Genomic DNA, 19,607 nt, shown 5'->3' with positions numbered 1-19,607 from the left:
TGAATGGGGGATGAAATTGAATAAAATTAAAGTGATTGTTGCTGGATTTCGTGGAAAAATGGGAGTTACTGCGGTACAAATGATTCTGAATGCTCAAAATTTTGAACTTGTGGCTTTATTAGGAAAGAAAGAAGAAGTCTCAGAAGCGTTTGGAGTTCCTGTTTTTAGTCGAAAAGAGGATTTGATTGGATTTGATGCTGATACTTGGCTAGATTTAACGGCTCCTGAAGTGGCTTATGAGAACACTCGTTTTGCTTTAGAAAATGGTTTTAGACCAGTGGTTGGAACGACTGGGTTTACCGATGATGAAGTAGCAGATTTAATTAAATTTTCTAGAGAAAAAGAATTGGGTGGTCTTATTGCACCAAATTTTGCCTTGGGTGCGGTTTTATTGATGCAATTTTCTAAGCAGGCTGTTAAATATTTCCCAGATGTGGAAATTATTGAATTGCACCATGACGGGAAAAAAGATGCTCCTTCTGGAACCGCTGTGAAGACAGCAGAATTGATGTCTGAGGAACGTTTGGCTCATCATCAAGGGGCAGTGGATGAAAAGGAAGCTTTAGCTGGTGCTCGTGGTGCCGATCTTGAAGGAATGAGAATCCATTCGGTTCGTTTACCTGGTTTGGTGGCTCATCAAGAGGTTATTTTTGGTTCAAAAGGTGAAGGGCTGACTTTACGTCATGATTCTTATGATCGTTCAAGTTTCATGACTGGTATTGCTTTGGGAATTCGTAAGGTAATGACGGTGTCTGAGTTAAAATATGGTTTGGAACATTTTTTGGATTTATAATATTTACTGACGAAATAGACTGTGACCGAATGATTAGTGAGGGATTTTATGAGTGAATTAGAGATTCGTAGATTAGAATTAAGTGATGCAGAAGCTTTTATGGTTTATATTGCCAATTGGGCAACAGATACAAGTCCTTTTAAAATCGATGCTGTTAAAGCTTATGCGGAGCTTTCTTTGGAAAATTTTTCGGACTATGTGGAAAAAACTCATAGAGAAGAAACTTTTGCTGAAAATCCCGATTGGTCAACAGCAACTAAATATTTTGCTTTTATTAATGGGCAAATCGTTGGTGAAATTTCTTGTCGTTGGCAAATCGAAAAAGGAATTTTGTTAGAATGGGGTGGTCATATTGGTTATGGTGTGGCTCCTGATTTTAGAGGGCATCATTTTGCTGAAGAAATGGTTAGATTTGTTCTTCCTAAATATCGGAAACGTAAGATTTCTCAGGTAATGATTTCTGCTGACAAAGAGAATTTGGCGAGTCGTAAAAGTATTGAAGCAAATGCGGGTATTTTGGAAAATATTGTAGATATTGATGGTGATGAAATTTGTCGTTACTGGATTAATTTAGAAGAACAATAGGATAAAATTACTGATGGATTGCTAGGGTTAATCTGGCAGAGCGTCAAGACAAATTCACAGGTGAATGATACAGGGCAAAGCTTAAGAAACAGAAATTGATGAGAGCTAAAAGTGCTGACAGGTCTGTATAAACTTTCTGTCAGTAAAATTTTAAGGTGTACAATGGGGCTATGCCCCGTTTTTGTTTAAAAAATGATAAAATAATAGATATGAAATTAGAAAAATTACCCGAGGAGTTTGTACAGGCCAAGCCGGTTTTAGAAAAAATAATCGAGCATGGGTTTGAAGCTTATTTTGTGGGAGGTTCTGTACGTGATATATTGCTTGGGCGAGAGATTCACGATGTGGATATTGCAACAAGTGCATATCCAGAGGAAATTAAAGATATTTTTCCTTATACCATTGATGTGGGAATCGAACATGGAACAGTACTTGTTTTAGCGGGAAAATCAGAAGCTGAACATTATGAAATTACTACTTTTCGGACAGAATCAAAATATACAGATTACAGACGGCCAGATCATGTGGATTTTGTCAGAGATTTACGAGAGGATTTAAAACGTCGTGACTTCACGGTCAATGCTTTTGCTTGTGATGTTAACGGGCAAATTATTGATTTGTTTGCTGGACTGACGGATTTGAAGGAACGCAGGCTAACAGCGGTTGGTAGCGCTTTGGAACGTTTTAATGAAGATGCTTTACGGATTATGCGGGCCATGCGATTCGCAGCAACTTTAGACTTTCAAATTGAAAATAATACTTTCTTAGCCATGTGTGAGTCGGCTCACTTACTGGAAAAAATCTCAGTTGAACGAATTTTTATTGAATTTGATAAGTTGTTGTTAGGTCAGGATTGGCGAAATGGTTTGACCTTACTGCTTAAATCAGGGGCTTATAAATATTTACCAGATTTGCAAGATTCGGCCTTGAAAAAAGTACTGACAGACTTGTCAGTAGATTTCCATTTTCAGAATTCTGAGCAAGCATGGGCAGCTTTACTGACTAGATTTTCCAATGTTGATGTGAAAACATTTTTGCGAAAATGGAAAGTGTCCAATGAATTTGCAAAATTTGTAGCAGACCTTGTATCAGCTTATGAACTTGACTCTTGGGATTTGATGAGTCTTTATCATTTTGGTTTAGAAAAAGTGCTTTTGGTTGATGAATTGAAAGTGGCTTATGGTTTGAAGATTGATAGAGAACAAGCTGTCACTATTAATAACCAACTTCAAATTCATGATAAATCAGAGATTGTCATTGCTGGAAAAGATTTAATGGAAGAATTTTCGCTTGAACCTGGTCCAGAACTTGGTAAAATTTTAAAAATTATTGAAGAAAAAATTGTCAAAAATGAATTGAAAAATGAGCAGGCTGCTATTTTTGCAGAAGTTAAAAAAATGCTCTGATTAAATTTTACTGACAGAAATTTTGGCAAATAACCAATTGAAATTTAGTATTTATTATAAATACAATTTCTTGGTTTCTAAGTAATGTATTTTATAGATTATAAAGGAGAAATAAATGAAAATTGAAAATCGCCGTAAAGGCTCATGTACAACAGTTCTTGTGGGAAGAAAAGCATCAATTGATGGTTCAACCATGATTGCTCGTAATGATGATGGACACGAAGCTTTGGATCCACAACGCTTTATTGTGATTCAACCTGAAGAACAACCTCGTCATTATAAAGCTGTTTTATCTGGTTTAGAATTAGATTTACCTGAAAATCCATTACGTTATACTTCAACGCCAAATGCAGTTTTAAAAGAAGGGATTTGGCCAGCGGCTGGGATTAATAGTGCTAATGTTGCGATGTCTGCAACAGAAACAATTACTACTAATCCAAGAATCTTGGGTCTTGACCCTTATGTGGAAAATGGGATGGGTGAAGAAGACCTTGTAACACTTGTTTTGCCATACATTAAAAGTGCTCGCGATGGGGTTGAGCGTTTGGGACAATTACTTAAGACTTATGGAACTTATGAGCCAAACGGGATTGCTTTTGCTGACAAAGAAGAAGTTTGGTGGTTAGAAACAATCGGTGGTCATCATTGGGCAGCAGTTCGTATTCCTGATGATTCTTATGTTGTAGCGCCAAATCGAATGAATATTGATGAATTCAAATTTGATAATGATGATTATATGTGTTCAAATGATTTGAAACAATTAATTGACGCAAATCATTTAAATCCTGATTTTGAAGGTTATGAAAGTCATTATAATTTGCGTCATATCTTTGGTTCATCTTCAATCAAAGATTCTGTTTATAATAATCCACGAACTTGGTATGGTCAAAACTTCTTGGGGAATCCATCTGAAGATCCACAAAATCAAGAACTTCCATTCATTTGTGAAGCCAGTCGAAAAATTACTGTTGAAGATGTTAAATTTGTTTTATCAAGTCATTTTGAAAATACAAAATATGATCCTTACGGCAGCACAAATAGTCCAGAAGAAAGAAAACTTTTCCGTCCAATCGGAATAAATCGTAATCATAGTGTTCATATTTTGCAAGTTAGAAATAATGTTCCTGATGAATTAGCAGGAGTTCAATGGCTTGCTTTTGGAGCAAACACTTTCAATCATGTTGTACCATTCTACACTGCAATTAATGATACGCCAGCTTCTTATCGTGATGCTAAGGGAGAATATGATCCAACAAATATGTACTGGTTGAGCGCAACAACAGCTGTTCTTGGTGATTCTAATTATGATTTATTTGTTGATTTACGAAATACTTTTGAATTAAATACCATGGCAAAATTCCATGAAATTCAAAATGAGACAGATAAGAATTTTGAAACAGCTGAAGATAAAATTGCTTATTTGACTCAAGCAAATGAAAAATTAGCAGAGGTAGCGTTTAAAGCACAAACGGAACTTTTGGGACGTATGGTCGTTCTTGGTTCAGCTAATATGAAATTGCGTTTTGATTTTAATGACTAATTTATTTTAAAAAAAATTGTAAAAAAGTAGTTGAAAAGCTACTTTTTTTAGTTTTCTTTAAAGTACAAAATGGTATAATACTAAATAAGTCTCAAAAATAGAAAAGGGAAAGAAATGAATTCTAGAAAAAGTAAAAAAGTGAGAAAAGGCCGAGGAGGTAAAATTTTTGCGATTTTATTATCCATTGTTATATTTTTTGCTTTAATTATTTTTGGAGTAGTCATGATTGGTCGGCAAGTCATTTCAAGTCAAACGGATAATATTGCTGCTAAATTTTTACCAAGCTCAGGAAGCTCAGAAGGCGCAGATAGTGTGACTGATGCAGTGAGTCAAATGGGATCGGCAACACCATCAGCTATTGCCACAAAATTAAATGAAAATGCAGATGTAATTAAGAGTCAATCGCAAGGAATGATAAGTTCAGCAAAAGCAACGAGCACTGGCTCTAAAGTGACTTACACCTTGGAATCCTCTAAACTCAATAAAGCAACCGTTGGCGCCCTTTTATTAGCAAGTGGTGACCAAGTTGAAGAAGTAGCGGATAAGGTGTTAGATTCAATGAAAAAAGCTGGGGTTGCTCAACCTAAATTGCAAGTTGATTTGACTGATGATAAGGGGAATGTCATCAAAACGTTGAATTATAGTGCTTAAAATTGGATTTTACAATAAAAACAACATTTATTCAGTTAAATGTTGTTTTTTGGAATCTTAAGTGATAGAATATTCTAATAATTACTTAATTAGGAGGAAAATTATGAATATCTCAGAAGAAGTACGTCCCGGAGCCAATAGATATGTGAGTGGTCAAGGAATTTTGCAAGATTTAGAAAGCTATCTTGCGTCTTTTAATAAACTTGCGATAATTACTGGGGAAAAATCTTTTCAGGTTTTTCAAGATTTTTATCCTAAAGACTTAAGTTATCCTGTTTTTCATTATGATGGCTCGGCCTCTATCGAAAATGGGAAAAAACTGGCCAAAGAAATTGGTCAATCCGATGGCCTTCTTGCAATTGGCGGAGGGCGTTTGATTGATACCTGTAAAGTTGTAGCACAGGAGCTAAACTGTGAGTTAATTATTATTCCGACCTTGGTTTCTAATTGTGCTCCTTACACACCGGTTGCAGCTCTTTATCACCCTGACCATACTTTTGATAAAGTGGGTTATTTAAATAAAGTGAGCTATTTAACTTTAGTTGATTATGATTTTTTATTGGCAACACCTCATGATTATTTTGTTGCTGGAATCGGGGATACACTCGCCAAATGGTATGAAATGGAAGGAATCGTTCGTCAGGTTTCACAGGAAGAACTTACAGCCTCAGTTCGTTTGGGATTTGCGAGTGCAAAGGAAATTTTTAAAATATTATTTGCTGATTCTAAAGCAGCACTTAATGATTTGGCTGAACAGAAAGTGACGCCAGCTTTTGGGCGAATTGTTGATACAATCATTGAACTTTCAGGAACAGTTGGAGGTTTTGCTGGGACTTATGGACGGATGTCAGGGGCTCATGCGCTTCATAATGGCCTATCACTTTGCTCAGAGACACATCCTATTTTACATGGCTCAAAAGTCGCTTATGGAGTCTTGGTACAATTGGCTTATACGGGAGATACTTCAGAAATTGAAAAACTCTTGCCATTTTATAAGGAAAATCATTTACCTGCTTCTCTAGCAGAAATTAATTTGCCATTTGATTTGGAAAAATTGCAAGCAGTAGCAAAATTTGCAGCCAGTCCTGTAGAATCTTATCGTTTGATTGATTCAAAAGTTACTGACGAAAAAATCATAAGTGCCATCAAAGCCTTAGAAGCTCTTGTCAGTAAAAATAAGGCTTGACATTCTGTCATTGAATCTAAAAGTTACTGACAGAAATTTTGAAAAATAGAATCAAAGTTTCAAGGTCAAAAATGAAATAAGGAAAAAGGAATGACGATAAGTTTACAACAACTCAAATATTTTATTGAAGTAGCAAGAGTGGGTTCAATTAATCAAGCTGCTGAAATTCTTTTTATTACACAACCTTCATTGTCGAAGGCGATTAAAGACATTGAAGCGGAAGTTGATTTGTCGCTTTTTCAACGGTCAAGTAAAGGAATTTCGCTGACAGCAGATGGTGCAGAGTTTTTGGGATATGCACGACAAGTTGTAGAACAATCTGATTTATTGGAAACACGGTGGTTGGACCGAAAGCCCTCTCGAAAACTTTGTGCGATTTCGACCCAGCATTATGCTTTTGCGGTGAATGCCTTTGTCAATATGGTCAAAAAAACAGAAAGTCAGGGGATTGGAGAATACGAATATACTCTGCGAGAAGCTAGAACTTATGAAATTATTGAAGATGTAAAGTCACTGCGCAGTGAGTTAGGAATTCTTTATAAAAATTCATACAATGCAAATGTTATGGATAAGATTTTAAAAGAAAATCGATTAACTTTTCATCCGCTTTTCTTGGCGGAGCCGCATATCTTTGTCAGTTCAACAAATCCTTTAGCTCATAAAAAATTTGTAACATTAGAAGATTTAGAAGAATTTCCCCGCCTATCCTATGAACAAGGAGAACACAATTCTTTCTATTTTTCAGAAGAAATTTTATCTACGGTTTATGCTAAAAAAGACATTAAAGTAGGAGACCGAGCCACCATTTTCAATTTGATGATTGGATTAAATGGATATACAATTTCAACTGGAATTGTCAGTCAAGACTTGAATGGTGACAATATTGTAGCCATTCCCTTAGCAGTGGAAGATAATATTGAGATTGGTTGGATCTCACTAAGTGAACTTCAATTGACCAATCAGGCTGAACTTTATTTAAAAGAATTGGAAAAAATTGTACATCCTTTTGATGTTCGTGAAGGTAAAAAAAATACTGACAGAAATAAGTAGTTTACTATCCAGCTTTTTTATCAGTAAAAAATTAAAGCCGTCATTACTGACAGGCTTTTTTGTGGTATAATCAAAGGTAATATAAGAGAAATTAGGACGAAAAATGGCAGACTTCATCGCACAAAATTTAAGTAAATCAGTTGGAGAAAAAACGGTTTTCAACAAAATCAATTTTATCATTCATGATCTTGACCGAATTGGTCTTTTGGGAGTTAATGGTACGGGTAAAACAACGCTCCTAAATGTTATTTCAGGACTTTCAGGATTTGATGGAGACCGCACGCCCTTTGATCATCCACAAAATTATAAAATTACATACCTTACTCAGGAACCTGATTTTAATCCAAAAGCTACAATTTTAGACACCGTCTTAGATGATTCGCTTCCGCAAATGCGAGCAATTAAAAATTACGAAGCAGCCCTTTTAGATTATGAAAATTTATTTAAGTTAGAACGTGCCCAATCAGAAATGGATGCTTTGAATGCTTGGCAAGTAGAAGCAGATGTCAAAACAATTTTGACTAAACTTCAACTTCCTGACCCTGCCACTCTAATCGAAAGCCTTTCAGGTGGACAAAAAAGACGGGTTCAATTGGCTCAAGCTTTAGTCAATGATTCCGATTTATTATTACTTGATGAACCAACCAACCACCTCGATGTTGAAACCATCGCTTGGTTGCAACATTATCTAAAAAATTCTCGAAGAACCGTTCTTTTTGTCACGCACGACCGCTATTTCTTAGATAATGTTGCAACACGAATTTTTGAACTTGAAGATGCGGGGCTTAAAGAATACCAAGGAAATTATCAAGATTATCTTGCAAAAAAAGCTGAAGATGAAGAAAGAGAAGCCGCAGCAAGTCACAAGGCAAAACAACTTTATCAATCTGAATTAACTTGGATTCGTAAATCACCTCAAGCGCGTGCTACAAAACAACAAGCACGGATTGACCGCTTTGAAGACCTTAAAGATTCTATGAAAACTAGTAAAAATCTAGGAGATTTAGAACTCAACATTGCGAGCAGTCGCTTAGGAAAGAAAGTAATTAATTTTAAAAATGCCGCTTTTTCTTATCCTGACCGACAAATTTTTAAAGATTTTGAATTAATCGTTCAAGGGCATTCGCGCTTGGGGATTGTTGGTGATAATGGCGTCGGAAAATCAACCTTACTCAATATCATTGATGGTGAGCTAGCATTAACTGACGGGATTTTGGAAATTGGTGAAACAGTAAAAATTGGATATTTCAGTCAAGAAATTCGAGGACTTGATGAAAATAAACGCATGATTAACTTTCTTGAAGAAGTTGCATCTGCTGCACATAACAGCAGCGGTGAAAATATTTCAATTGTTAATTTATTAGAGCAGTTTCTATTCCCAAGAAGTAGTCATGGAACACTGATTTCTAAACTTTCAGGTGGTGAGAAAAAACGACTCTATTTACTTAAAATTTTATTATTACAACCCAATGTGCTTTTGCTTGACGAACCAACCAATGACTTGGATATTGCAACCTTAACCGTACTTGAAAATTTCCTAGGCTCTTTTCCGGGTGCTGTTTTGACAGTTTCTCATGACCGCTATTTCCAAGATAAAGTGAGCAACGAATTACTTGCCTTTGAAGATGGGCAAATTAATCATTATTTTGGGGCTTACAGTGACTATTTAGCCGTCAAAATGGAAGAAAAATCTGCTGACAAAGCTGTCAGTAAAATTGAAAGTCCAATAAGTACTGACAAAACTGAAAATACTGACAAAACGAAACTGACCTATATGGAAAAGAAAGAATGGGAAACCATTGAAAGTCAAATTGCTGAAATCGAAGAGCGAATTTCTGAGATTGACACAGAAATGAATGAAAATGGTTCAAATACAGAACTCCTACTGAACTTACAAAAAGAATTAGACAACAAAACAAAAGAACTTGAAGAAAAATATGAACGTTGGGAATATCTATCAGAAAGGGCCGACTAAAACATTATGACAACGCAAGAACTTATTGAAACCTTACAAAAATTTCCGGCAGAAGCAACTGTAAAAATCATTCAAAACGATATCAGTGGTGACCGCTTTTTTGATGTTAATACAGTAGAAAATCTGGCCAGAGTCCGTGTTACCACTGAAGGAGTTGAAACCGTAGATACCGTGATTATTGGTATTTAAACCCAGAGACGAAAGAAGGATCCAAATGTTAAAAATCGGAATTATGGGTGCCGCTAAAATTGTTCCAAGATTTGTAGCAGGTGTAAAAGAGAGTGGTCAAGCTGAAGTTATTGGGATTGCCGCCAGAAATAAGGAAAAAGCACAAAAAGCCGCTTTGGAATTAGAAATTCCACAAGTTTATGATGATTATGCAAGCTTAGTAAATGCAGCAGAAATTGATTTAATCTATATTCCACTCATCAATAAACAACATTATCCTCAAGCAAAAATGGCTTTAGAAGCAGGTAAAAATGTACTTCTAGAAAAACCATTTACCTTGACTCTTGAAGAAAGTCAGGAATTATTCAAGATAGCAAATGAAAAAAATCTTTTTTTGATGGAAGCTCAAAAATCTGTTTTCCTACCTGTGATGGCCCAAATCAAAAAATGGCTTGATAACAATGAAATTGGTAAAATATCTCGTCTTGCAATAAATGATTTCAGACCCCATACCAACCGGGAGAGCTGGGCCTTAGACTTAAAAGAAGGCGGTGGCGCTTTTATCATGCATGCCAGCTATCCACTCTCTGTCTTACAATTCTTATTTGGAACAGGTTTTGATGCAGCAAAAGGAATTTATTGGTCTTCTGAAGAAAATAAAGCAGATTTAGATTACGAAATTCTCTTAAAAAAAGCAGAAATTATGATTAATATTTCACTTAGCACGCGCTTAGATAAACCAAATACATTTATCATTTACGGTGAAAAAGGAGAAATTTCAGTTCCAAATTATTGGAAATCAAACCAAGCCAGTCTTATTAAAAATGATGGAACGGTTGAAAAATTTTCTCATCCAATGCCAAGTGAATTCAGCTATGAGATTGATGAAATTGCTGAACTGATCAATAAGGGCAAGAAAAAAAGTGAAAAACTTTCCCCAGAAATGACAATGACGACAGTCAAAATTGTGGAAGACCTATACCAAGAATGGTTTGGTAAAGAGTGGCCAAATATAAAATAAAAACACTAGTTATCTAGTGTTTTTTCTTAAAAATTTAAATTTCCCTTTAAAACGTTGTAAGGCTAAATAACGTTCACGTGCTTTGTGCATCGCTTGGTAACGTTTAGGATCTTTTTTATAGTATTGTTGATGATATTCTTCAGCTGGCCAAAAAGTTTTTGCCTCTTCAATCGGAACAACAATTGGTTTATCCCAAATTCCAGATTTCTCTAAGGCAATTTTACTTTTTTGAGCAGCAATTCTTTGTTCTTCACTTTCAACAAAAATCACTGGACGATAATTTGCACCTCGGTCATAAATTTGTCCGTCAGCATCAGTGGGGTCAATCAATGACCAATAAATATCTAATAGTTCATCATAAGAAATCAATTCATTATCAAATAAAATTTCAACTGCTTCCGTATGGCCAGAAGCTTTTGAGAGGACTTGGTCATAAGTAGGGTATTCGATATGTCCACCAGTATAACCACTAGTTACAGCCAAAATACCTGGACGTTCTTCAAAAGGTTCAACCATACACCAAAAACAACCACCAGCAAAAATAGCTCGTTCTGTACTCATTTTACACCTCCATTTGCTCTAATTTAATTATATCATGTGAAAAAAATGCCACCTCATCATTTGACTCGAACTTTAAAAATTTTGAATTTGCCTTTTTTGTGATAGAATAGTTAAAAATAGAAAAGGGGAACGATTTTTTAATGCTAAAAACAACTTTTGCAAATGCGGAATTCGCTAATCCATTCATGAACGCTTCAGGAGTCCATTGTATGACAACTGAGGATTTAGAAGAATTAAAAGCCTCTCAAGCAGGGGCCTATATCACCAAAAGTTCTACATTAGAAAAAAGAGAAGGTAATCCACTCCCACGTTATGTTGACTTAGAATTAGGCTCAATTAATTCTATGGGTCTGCCTAACCTAGGTTTTGATTACTACTTAGATTATGTTTTAAAAAATCAAAAAGAAAAGGTTCAAGAAGCGCCAATCTTCTTTTCCATTGCTGGTATGAGCGCAGCCGAAAATATCGCTATGCTTAAGAAAATTCAAGAAAGTAATTTTTCAGGAATTACAGAATTGAACCTTTCTTGTCCAAATGTCCCTGGGAAACCACAGCTTGCTTATGATTTTGAAGCCACTGAAAAACTCCTAAAAGAAGTTTTTACCTTCTTCACAAAGCCTTTAGGTGTAAAACTTCCTCCTTATTTTGACCTCGTTCATTTTGATATCATGGCAGAAATCCTCAATCAATTTCCGTTGACTTATGTTAACTCAGTCAATAGTATTGGGAATGGACTTTTTATTGATTCAGAAGCAGAAAGCGTAGTTATTAAGCCTAAAGACGGTTTTGGTGGAATTGGTGGAGCATACATCAAACCAACAGCGCTTGCAAATGTTCGTGCTTTCTATACTCGACTCAAACCTGAAATTCAAATCATTGGAACAGGTGGTATTGAAACAGGACAAGATGCCTTTGAACACCTCTTATGTGGAGCTACAATGCTTCAAATTGGTACAGCTTTACACAAAGAAGGCCCTGCAATCTTTGATAGAATTATTAAAGAATTAAAAGAAATTATGGATAAAAAAGGCTATCAATCAATTGCTGATTTCCATGGAAAATTAAAATCATTATAAAAAATTATCATAAAAAGCTGAATTTAAACAGCTTTTTTCTTATCTTATAAAAGAAATTTAAAAATTACTAAAAGAGATGATATAATGTAAAAGATTAAACAAACAAGGAGAAATATATGGAAATTTTTATGACTTTTATCGTTTATTCTTTTATTGGTTGGATATGGGAGACCTTTTATTGCTCATTTAAAGACCGGCATTTTGTTTTTAGAGGTTTTTTATTAGGCCCTTATTGCCCTGTTTATGGTTTTGGCGTTTCTGCCGTCTTACTTTTAGTTCCAGATACCGGAAATTTATTCAGTCTTTATCTTAATACGATTGTGATTGTGACAGTCGTTGAATTCATTGGAAGTTGGATTTTAGAGAAATTCTTTAATATGAAGTTATGGGACTACTCAACTCTCCCTTTCAATATTGAAGGAAGAGTAGCTGTTCCCGTTTCATTATTTTGGGGTGTAGGTTGTATTATCTTAATTAAATTAGTTAATCCACCTGTTCAAAATTGGATTCATGATTTTAATGAATTAACCCACAGTTGGGGTGTGATTTTGATATTAATTATCTTTCTGGCTGACCTTGTTTCAACATTTATTTTTACGATTTCAACCAAAAAAGAAGTCTTGGCTACGATTGATGATTCTGACAAAGAAAATGCAGCAATCAAAGAATTTCGTCTTAAACATCTCTTTGCAAACCATGAAACAGCAGCAAATCGGATAAAAGTATTAGAATTACTTAAAAATAAACCTCTAAAATTAAAACATTATAATTTGCGCAGAATTCTCAAAAACTATCCAAATATGAATTTGACCAAAAAACGATAATTTAAAAATCGTAAGCGTTTTTAGTAGCCTTAGAAATAAATTCGTGGCATAATGAGGTCATGAATAAAACATTTGAAAAAGAAGAAATTTTAAATGAACTCTATAATCTTATATTAGACCGAAATATTCGTGAATGGGAACGCCAGTGTTTACTTCATACGAAAGATCAATTAGAAAATCAAGGTCAACTTGCAGATGAGTTAGCAAAATTAGAAGTGACCTTAAGACCACTGGCATTACGCTATAATCTTACACCAAAGGTCGCTGAATTTTATCAAAAAATTTCCAACAGCAAACTCTTTGGTCGAGGAGTTGGTGGCATTATATAAGCCCTTAGTTCTCCTTATGCTTTAAAAGCATAAGGAGTTTTTAAAAAAGTATTTTAAAAAAAGTAAAATTCATTTTATAATAAATTCAATAAAAGAAAAGGAAGTAAAAAAATGAAATCAGCTTATTTTGTCGAAAAAAATAAAATGGAAGTTAGAGAATTTCCCAAAGCGCAACTTGTAAAAGAAACAGATGCTATCATAAAAATTGTTCGTGCCTGCGTATGTGGTTCCGATTTATGGTGGTTCCGTGGGATTTCTGAACGTCAGCCTGGACCGGTAGGGCATGAAGCTATTGGTCTGATTGAAGAAGTAGGCACCGGAGTTAAAAACTTTAAAGTAGGAGATTTTGTCATTGTTCCCTTTACGCACGGTTGTGGACACTGTCCAATTTGTTTGGCAGGCTTTGAAGCCAATTGTCCAAATGCAAAAGATGGTGTGAATGGCGGCTATCAAGGAGAATTCTATCGGGCGATTAATGCTGATGGTGCACTTGTCAAAATCCCGGGTCAACCAAGTGATTATTCTGATGACCAGTTGGCTTCATTGACGACTTTAGCTGATGTCATGCCTACAGGTTTTCATGCAGCCAAAGCAGCAGATGTCCATGAAGGTGATACGGTGGTTATCTTTGGTGATGGAGCAGTTGGACTTTGTGCAGTGATTTCAGCTAAACTTTTAGGAGCAAAACGGATTATTGCAATGAGTCGCCATGAAGACCGTGCAGCACTTGCGCGTGACTTTGGTGCAACAGATATTATTGCTGAACGTGGTGAAGTAGCGATTCAAAAAATTATGGACTTAACCGATGGTTATGGTGCTGACGCTGCCTTAGAATGTGTCGGAACAAAACAAGCAATTGAATCTGCTTTTCAAGCGGTAAGAGCAGGCGGGCGAGTAGGTCGTGTGGGAGTTCCTCATGATGTTAATTATAATGAATGGATTGATTCTCTCTTTTGGAAAAATATTCAACTTGGAGGTGGAGTAGCCTCTGTCGCACGCTGGGATAAGGAAATCTTACTCGAAGCAGTTTTAAGTGGAGAGATTAATCCAGGCCGTGTCTTTACAGCAGAATTTATCTTAGATGAAATTCAAGAAGCATACGAAGCAATGGATCAACGTACAGCAATTAAATCTCTATTGAGAATTTCAGAGGGATAAATAAGAAAATAGTAAATAAATCAAAAGTCTACCAAAGTTGGTGGGCTTTTTTGTATTCTAAAAGTCTTGTTTTTAAATTAAGTTAAAACGATTACTTTATTTTTACTAAAGTTTCTAATTAAGCGTATAATGTTAAATAATCAGAAAACAAAAAACATTCACTAAAAGGAGGTTTTGCATTGGAAAATCAGAAAAAGCACTTTCAGATGAAGTCATCAAGTAAATTTTGGTTACTTAGCACTGGAATTCTTTTAAGTTTGTTAGTGATTAGTCACCCTTTAGCAGTAAAGGCTGATGAAAATTCGGCTGTTACCCCACCAAACCAAACAGAAGCTGTCACCAATCCAACTGTAAATTCTTCTCTTGCCGTGTCTGATTCGACAACCGAAGGAAATACAGAAAGTTCACAGGCAGAAATGCAAACTAAAGCGGCAAGCTCAATCACTTCACAGGCAAGCACCGCTCCAAATGCCAGTTCAGTTTCATCATCTTCAACCAGTTCGGCTCAGACTTCAAGTGTAGAAGCAAGCTCTAATTCTTCAGAGGTTTCAGCTTCATTGAGTTCAAAGGCCTTAACTTCAAAAGCCCCAAGTGTTCCTCTTGATTCATCAAAAGCAAATGTCACAATTGCTTCAAGCCTATCGGCGAGCGGAAAAATCATAAGTCCTGCTCTCACAAATGGTTCAATTGCCAGCCAAGCCAATGGTCAAGACCCTGTCATAAGCTCGATTTCTGCGACAGGTTCAGTCGCCAATGATATTACGGGTCCGTCCACACTGGATGATGTCAGTATTACAATCAAGGCTAACAACCTTGTGCCAAATAACTTTTTAACGCCTGATGGTCTTCATTGGTCGGCAAATACAGAGGTTATTCCAATCACAGGTCAGGTAACAGATCAAATCAGTACTGAAAACTTTGGACAAACGGATGGCCCGACCATACCTGCGACCACTTATACTATGAATGCAGGAGATTCTGGACGAATTACTAATGTTGGAAGGACCCTAGCCGGAACCAATCTAGATTTGATCTACAAAGTCATTTCAACAGATGAATCAAGCTGGCAAGCCCCCAAAGAAAGTACGTCTGACTGTCCGATTGGATTGGCTTTTACAGGCGAACAAAACATTGCCAACTCCGACGGAAACTCGATTGTCGCCCTCTACTACGGGGCAAATAATGTCAACCTCAATTATCAAATCGTCGCCCATAACACGAATTTTCAAATCCCTGTTCTCGCCTCTTTTATCACAACGGATATTGATATGGCACAAGGATTCAAGACCAATCTTGCCAACCTTTTAACGGTCATTCCAAAGACCACTAATCTTGCGACCGATTCAAGTGGTGTTATTTATGATACGACAAGCCCTGATACCGACTTGAATGGTCAAGCTAGTCTCCCTTATGGCGGTTATCTGGGTGTCGGTTTTCTGTCAAACTTTGACTATGATTTTTACAGCCCAGCACCAGTACGTAGTGGAGATTCTTATCAATATTCGCAAGGGGTTCGCTATGACCTCTTTGGTTCGGCGCTTCAAGCGCATTTAACCACACAAGTTCGTGATATTGTTTATCTTAACTATTATGATGCGGACGAAAACAATCAGCTTATCGTTCCCCAACATCAATTTATCTGGTTTCCAAATGTTTCTTGGAATGTTCCAGTAAGCACTTTTCCACATTATCAATACGGTTGGCAAAACCAAAAGACCAAAGGAAACACGATAAGAGTTGGTGATTATTATCATATCCAAAGTACAGTTACGTATGATTATTACGGGACAGACGGGGTTTATCTCGGTCAAGAATCCACCACGGGACTTTATGGACACGCTTATTCGGTGAAAGTTCCTTATCAATTTGGCAATTACTTTATCGAAGGAAGCACTACGCGCTCAGGACTTTATCCAAAACACGATGAAACGCTTGATGTTTACTATAAATACGTCCCACCAATCGTTTATTATAATACGAGCAATCCTTATGCGACGACTTACTATGCCAATGGTTATGAGTATGTGCCGAATTACATTGCGCCAGTTGTTTATTATGCACCAACTTATGGCTATTACGGTGGAGGCTACTCTTACTCTGGTGGTTATGGTTATTCATCAGGAGGAGGATATAGTAATTCTAACGGAACTTACTATCCGACTTATGTACCACAACCTGCTTATTATACAAAAGAAGCACGACTTGTGGCAGAAGATAATTATTACAGTGGAGGTAATGGTGGAAATGATGGAAACTGGGGGTCAGGCTTGTGGGACGCAGAAAAGTGGGGATTGATAAATTATGGATTGACAAAAGGAGTTAATGCTGCCACTTACGGAATGTTCCATGAGAATCCTATTGGTGCCGTACTTGATGCTGGAGAAATGGCTATACAAAGGAAACCAGTGGATGAAATTGTTGCTAAAACATCAGCGCACTTGGGAGTAAGCTTGCTACCGCAGGAGTTGCTGCCGCATTCGGAAGTGTGGGCGGACCGTTAGGTGCACTAATTGCTGTTGGTGTCGTTCTCATAGGAGGTTGGATTGATTCTCAATATGATAAAGCTTATGATAAAGTATCTGATAAATCAAAGAAAAAGAAAAAATAGTAATACCTATAACTTTATTTTTCCAATTGTGAAAGTACCGAATTTCTTTTACTATACTGAAATAGATGATAGAAAACTTTATAAAAAAAGTAAAAATCAGGAACAATTGAATGAAGATGATGAATTATATAGGGTTGATCCATTATCAATTGGAGGAAGCTCTAAGTCTTCAAGCTACGGAATGTTGTTAGCTCTTATTCCTCTGAGTATTCCATTTTTTACAGAGAAAGTTGTTGAAAGAGAATTAAAGTTGCTCAATCTACTTTTGGTTTTCGTTATAGTTTTGTGTATGCTTCTTTTTTGGTATTTAAATATTTTGTATTTTGAATATAAAACAGTAAAATCTTTTGAAAAAAGTACAATGAAAAAAGTTCCTGTTGATGAAGGAGAAAAAAGAAATATGAAGAAGAATTTGTTAAGAACGCGCCTTGTTTTTCTTATCATCTCTATTTTATCTTTAGTTCTGGCAATATATATAGGGGTTAGATTTTTCCTTTTTTCTGATATTAAGTATTTGTGGATTTTCGGATTTGTAACGTTTTTTGGTACATTCTTTATTTCTGAGTACATATCAATAAAAAGAAATTTAAAAATATTGGACAGTTGTTTTTGATTATAGATGATTGGCTATACGACCATAGAAAAGGGAAGAAATGAAAAATAAAAATTTTCCTCGAATAATCACTATTGCAGGAGATATTGAAAATATATATGGGTATGATGTTAAAAATAAGGAACTATATATAAAAAGTAAGTCAAAAATGACGGGTATGGAAATACTTCCTATTTTCGTAATATCTGGTGCATTTCCAGCTTCTGTAATGAATTTTGTAGAACATCATTCTATAAATATTTCTCCTGTAAAATGGTTGGTTTTGACAACAGTTGTCTGTGTACTCTTATCTTTTGTCCTAGCGAGAATTTTATTATATCTTTCGGAAAACTTTTTTAATTACAGAAACTTTGAAAAATTAGAAGATAGTAAAAAGGTAGAAAAACTTTATCAAATGCAGGACAGTAAAACAGGGGAAATCATTCTGATAGTTTTGCTGTGATTTGTGGAAGTGTGGGGATAACGTTAGCCGGTCTTTACATCGACTCAGGTGATGTAGGAATTTGGTTAATCTATATTACTGATTTAATTCTTGTGAATTTACTTGTGTATATCTACTGGATTTACATCAGGAGGGCAAGAAAATTTAGAACTTTAGCTCTCATGGAATTAAAAAAAGAACAGGAAATTGAAAAATGAAAGAAGAGATTGACGAAAATAAAGAAAAAGAAGTGATTCAAAAAGCATATAAATATAATATCTTTCTTGGAATCTGGATTATCGCTGTATTCATCATTTTTTTGCTACAAATAACAAAAATTATTACAGACCAATATTTAACTTTAGGTTTTGGTTTAATTATTTTAATTTATGCGATTGCTCTTCATACCCAAAATCATAAATTAAAAATAAAAAGTATTGCTTCGATTTTAGTATATGGTCTTAATATCTTGAGTGTTATTGGTGTTGTTTTGATTATTTTAGCAAATCAGGCGCATAATCTTTTGGAGTTAGCGGTAGGGGTCTTATTGGGATTGGTGTCGCTTATCTTACAAGTTTTAGCTGCTATTTTTGCACTATTGTCAGCGAGAAAATTGCGAAAACTCTATCCTGATATTCTTGATAATAGAAGAAAGAATACAAATTAGTATCTTATTTTTTACAAGTAAATATTTGATAAATGCTATTGAATCAAAATAGCAGACTGTGTTATAATGAAAGGAATAAAAAGATAGGAAGATTCATGACTTACGCAGACAAGATTTTTAAACAAAATATCCAAAATATCCTTGATAATGGTGTTTTTTCAGAAAATGCACGTCCCAAGTATAAGGATGGTCAAACCGCAAATAGTAAGTATGTAACAGGTTCTTTCGTTACTTATGATTTGCAAAAAGGTGAGTTTCCAATTACCACTTTGCGTCCAATTCCAATTAAATCGGCAATTAAAGAATTGATGTGGATTTATCAAGATCAGACAAGTGAACTTGCTGTTCTTGAAGAAAAATATGGAGTCAAATACTGGGGCGAATGGGGAATTGGCGACGGTACGATTGGACAACGCTATGGGGCAACAGTTAAAAAATATAATATTATCGGAAAATTATTGGATGGTTTAGCTAAAAATCCTTGGAATCGCCGTAATATCATTAATCTTTGGCAATATGAAGATTTTGAGGAAACTGAAGGACTTTTGCCTTGTGCTTTCCAAACAATGTTTGATGTTCGCCGTGAACAAGATGGTCAGATTTACTTGGATGCGACTCTTATTCAACGTTCAAATGATATGCTTGTTGCGCATCATATTAATGCCATGCAATATGTCGCTTTACAAATGATGATTGCAAAACATTTTTCTTGGAAAGTTGGAAAATTTTTCTATTTCGTAAATAATTTGCATATTTATGATAATCAGTTTGAACAAGCAAATGAGTTAGTTAAGCGAACAGCTTCTGACAAGGAGCCCCGTTTGGTGCTTAATGTTCCTGACGGAACAAACTTTTTCGATATTAAACCAGAAGATTTTGAGCTTGTGGACTATGAACCGGTAAAACCTCAATTAAAATTTGATTTGGCAATTTAGATTAACTAAAAAGTTACTGACAGAACTCTGTCAGTAACTT

20 protein-coding genes are annotated in these 19,607 nt (G+C 35.5%); 19 read left to right on the top strand and 1 reads right to left on the bottom strand.

Annotated features, from left to right (window positions below):
* Positions 1 to 10 precede the first annotated feature (10 nt).
* The 10 genes from dapB (at position 11) to MKX45_RS08650 (ending at position 10,375) form a co-directional block, all read left to right on the top strand.
* Positions 11 to 793: a 4-hydroxy-tetrahydrodipicolinate reductase gene (dapB, locus tag MKX45_RS08695; protein ID WP_057719961.1), complete on the top strand. Its 783-nt coding sequence runs from the start codon at positions 11 to 13 to the stop codon at positions 791 to 793.
* 48 nt (positions 794 to 841) lie between these two features.
* Positions 842 to 1,378: a GNAT family N-acetyltransferase gene (locus MKX45_RS08690; RefSeq protein WP_015426723.1), complete on the top strand. Its 537-nt coding sequence runs from the start codon at positions 842 to 844 to the stop codon at positions 1,376 to 1,378.
* A 209-nt stretch (positions 1,379 to 1,587) separates the two neighbouring features.
* Positions 1,588 to 2,784 carry a CCA tRNA nucleotidyltransferase gene (locus MKX45_RS08685; RefSeq protein ID WP_015426722.1) on the top strand — a complete coding sequence of 399 codons (1,197 nt, stop codon included), beginning with the start codon at positions 1,588 to 1,590 and terminating at the stop codon, positions 2,782 to 2,784.
* Positions 2,785 to 2,899: 115 nt separating this feature from the next.
* Positions 2,900 to 4,324, top strand: a complete 1,425-nt coding sequence (locus tag MKX45_RS08680; protein WP_057719959.1) for a C69 family dipeptidase — start codon at positions 2,900 to 2,902, stop codon at positions 4,322 to 4,324.
* A gap of 114 nt (positions 4,325 to 4,438) precedes the next feature.
* On the top strand, positions 4,439 to 4,975 hold the full coding sequence (locus MKX45_RS08675; protein ID WP_057719956.1) for a hypothetical protein: 537 nt from the start codon (positions 4,439 to 4,441) through the stop codon (positions 4,973 to 4,975).
* A gap of 103 nt (positions 4,976 to 5,078) precedes the next feature.
* On the top strand, positions 5,079 to 6,161 hold the full coding sequence (locus MKX45_RS08670; RefSeq protein WP_057719954.1) for an iron-containing alcohol dehydrogenase family protein: 1,083 nt from the start codon (positions 5,079 to 5,081) through the stop codon (positions 6,159 to 6,161).
* Between the two features lie 90 nt (positions 6,162 to 6,251).
* Positions 6,252 to 7,211, top strand: coding sequence for a LysR family transcriptional regulator (locus MKX45_RS08665; protein ID WP_015426719.1), 960 nt, complete (start codon positions 6,252 to 6,254; stop codon positions 7,209 to 7,211).
* A 103-nt stretch (positions 7,212 to 7,314) separates the two neighbouring features.
* Positions 7,315 to 9,186, top strand: coding sequence for an ABC-F family ATP-binding cassette domain-containing protein (locus MKX45_RS08660; protein WP_057719952.1), 1,872 nt, complete (start codon positions 7,315 to 7,317; stop codon positions 9,184 to 9,186).
* Between the two features lie 6 nt (positions 9,187 to 9,192).
* On the top strand, positions 9,193 to 9,375 hold the full coding sequence (locus MKX45_RS08655) for a hypothetical protein (RefSeq protein WP_015426717.1): 183 nt from the start codon (positions 9,193 to 9,195) through the stop codon (positions 9,373 to 9,375).
* Positions 9,376 to 9,400: 25 nt separating this feature from the next.
* Complete coding sequence (locus tag MKX45_RS08650; protein WP_057719950.1) at positions 9,401 to 10,375, top strand: Gfo/Idh/MocA family protein; 975 nt, start codon at positions 9,401 to 9,403, stop codon at positions 10,373 to 10,375.
* Positions 10,376 to 10,384: 9 nt separating this feature from the next.
* Here MKX45_RS08650 and msrA read toward each other — a convergent pair whose 3' ends face one another.
* Positions 10,385 to 10,936 (bottom strand): peptide-methionine (S)-S-oxide reductase MsrA, encoded by a 552-nt coding sequence (gene msrA, locus MKX45_RS08645; protein ID WP_003130680.1) that lies wholly within the window; start codon positions 10,934 to 10,936, stop codon positions 10,385 to 10,387.
* Positions 10,937 to 11,076: 140 nt separating this feature from the next.
* Between msrA and MKX45_RS08640 the strand changes: the two genes are divergently transcribed.
* The 9 genes from MKX45_RS08640 to MKX45_RS08600 all read left to right on the top strand — a co-directional run bounded on the left by MKX45_RS08640 (position 11,077) and on the right by MKX45_RS08600 (position 19,567).
* Positions 11,077 to 12,012 (top strand): dihydroorotate oxidase, encoded by a 936-nt coding sequence (locus MKX45_RS08640; protein ID WP_057719948.1) that lies wholly within the window; start codon positions 11,077 to 11,079, stop codon positions 12,010 to 12,012.
* 116 nt (positions 12,013 to 12,128) lie between these two features.
* The gene (locus tag MKX45_RS08635) at positions 12,129 to 12,836 is read left to right on the top strand and encodes a putative ABC transporter permease (RefSeq protein ID WP_023164325.1); all 708 of its coding nucleotides are present in this window, start codon (positions 12,129 to 12,131) and stop codon (positions 12,834 to 12,836) included.
* A gap of 59 nt (positions 12,837 to 12,895) precedes the next feature.
* The gene (locus MKX45_RS08630) at positions 12,896 to 13,165 is read left to right on the top strand and encodes a bacteriocin immunity protein (RefSeq protein ID WP_057719946.1); all 270 of its coding nucleotides are present in this window, start codon (positions 12,896 to 12,898) and stop codon (positions 13,163 to 13,165) included.
* 111 nt (positions 13,166 to 13,276) lie between these two features.
* The gene (locus MKX45_RS08625) at positions 13,277 to 14,323 is read left to right on the top strand and encodes a zinc-dependent alcohol dehydrogenase family protein (RefSeq protein ID WP_057719944.1); all 1,047 of its coding nucleotides are present in this window, start codon (positions 13,277 to 13,279) and stop codon (positions 14,321 to 14,323) included.
* Between the two features lie 179 nt (positions 14,324 to 14,502).
* On the top strand, positions 14,503 to 16,824 hold the full coding sequence (locus MKX45_RS08620; protein ID WP_340817032.1) for a cell wall anchor protein: 2,322 nt from the start codon (positions 14,503 to 14,505) through the stop codon (positions 16,822 to 16,824).
* Between the two features lie 42 nt (positions 16,825 to 16,866).
* Complete coding sequence (locus MKX45_RS08615; protein ID WP_057720812.1) at positions 16,867 to 17,544, top strand: hypothetical protein; 678 nt, start codon at positions 16,867 to 16,869, stop codon at positions 17,542 to 17,544.
* A 40-nt stretch (positions 17,545 to 17,584) separates the two neighbouring features.
* Positions 17,585 to 17,986 (top strand): hypothetical protein, encoded by a 402-nt coding sequence (locus MKX45_RS08610; RefSeq protein ID WP_227150039.1) that lies wholly within the window; start codon positions 17,585 to 17,587, stop codon positions 17,984 to 17,986.
* A gap of 193 nt (positions 17,987 to 18,179) precedes the next feature.
* Complete coding sequence (locus MKX45_RS08605; protein WP_057720811.1) at positions 18,180 to 18,632, top strand: hypothetical protein; 453 nt, start codon at positions 18,180 to 18,182, stop codon at positions 18,630 to 18,632.
* A gap of 95 nt (positions 18,633 to 18,727) precedes the next feature.
* On the top strand, positions 18,728 to 19,567 hold the full coding sequence (locus MKX45_RS08600; RefSeq protein ID WP_015426710.1) for a thymidylate synthase: 840 nt from the start codon (positions 18,728 to 18,730) through the stop codon (positions 19,565 to 19,567).
* The last annotated feature ends 40 nt before the right edge of the window (positions 19,568 to 19,607 follow it).

This window comes from Lactococcus sp. FSL W8-0209 (assembly GCF_038006585.1).
Classification (GTDB): Bacteria; Bacillota; Bacilli; order Lactobacillales; family Streptococcaceae; genus Lactococcus; species Lactococcus lactis.
The sequence above is the reverse complement of the archived record's forward strand: the minus strand, read 5'-3'. Positions and strand labels throughout refer to the sequence as shown.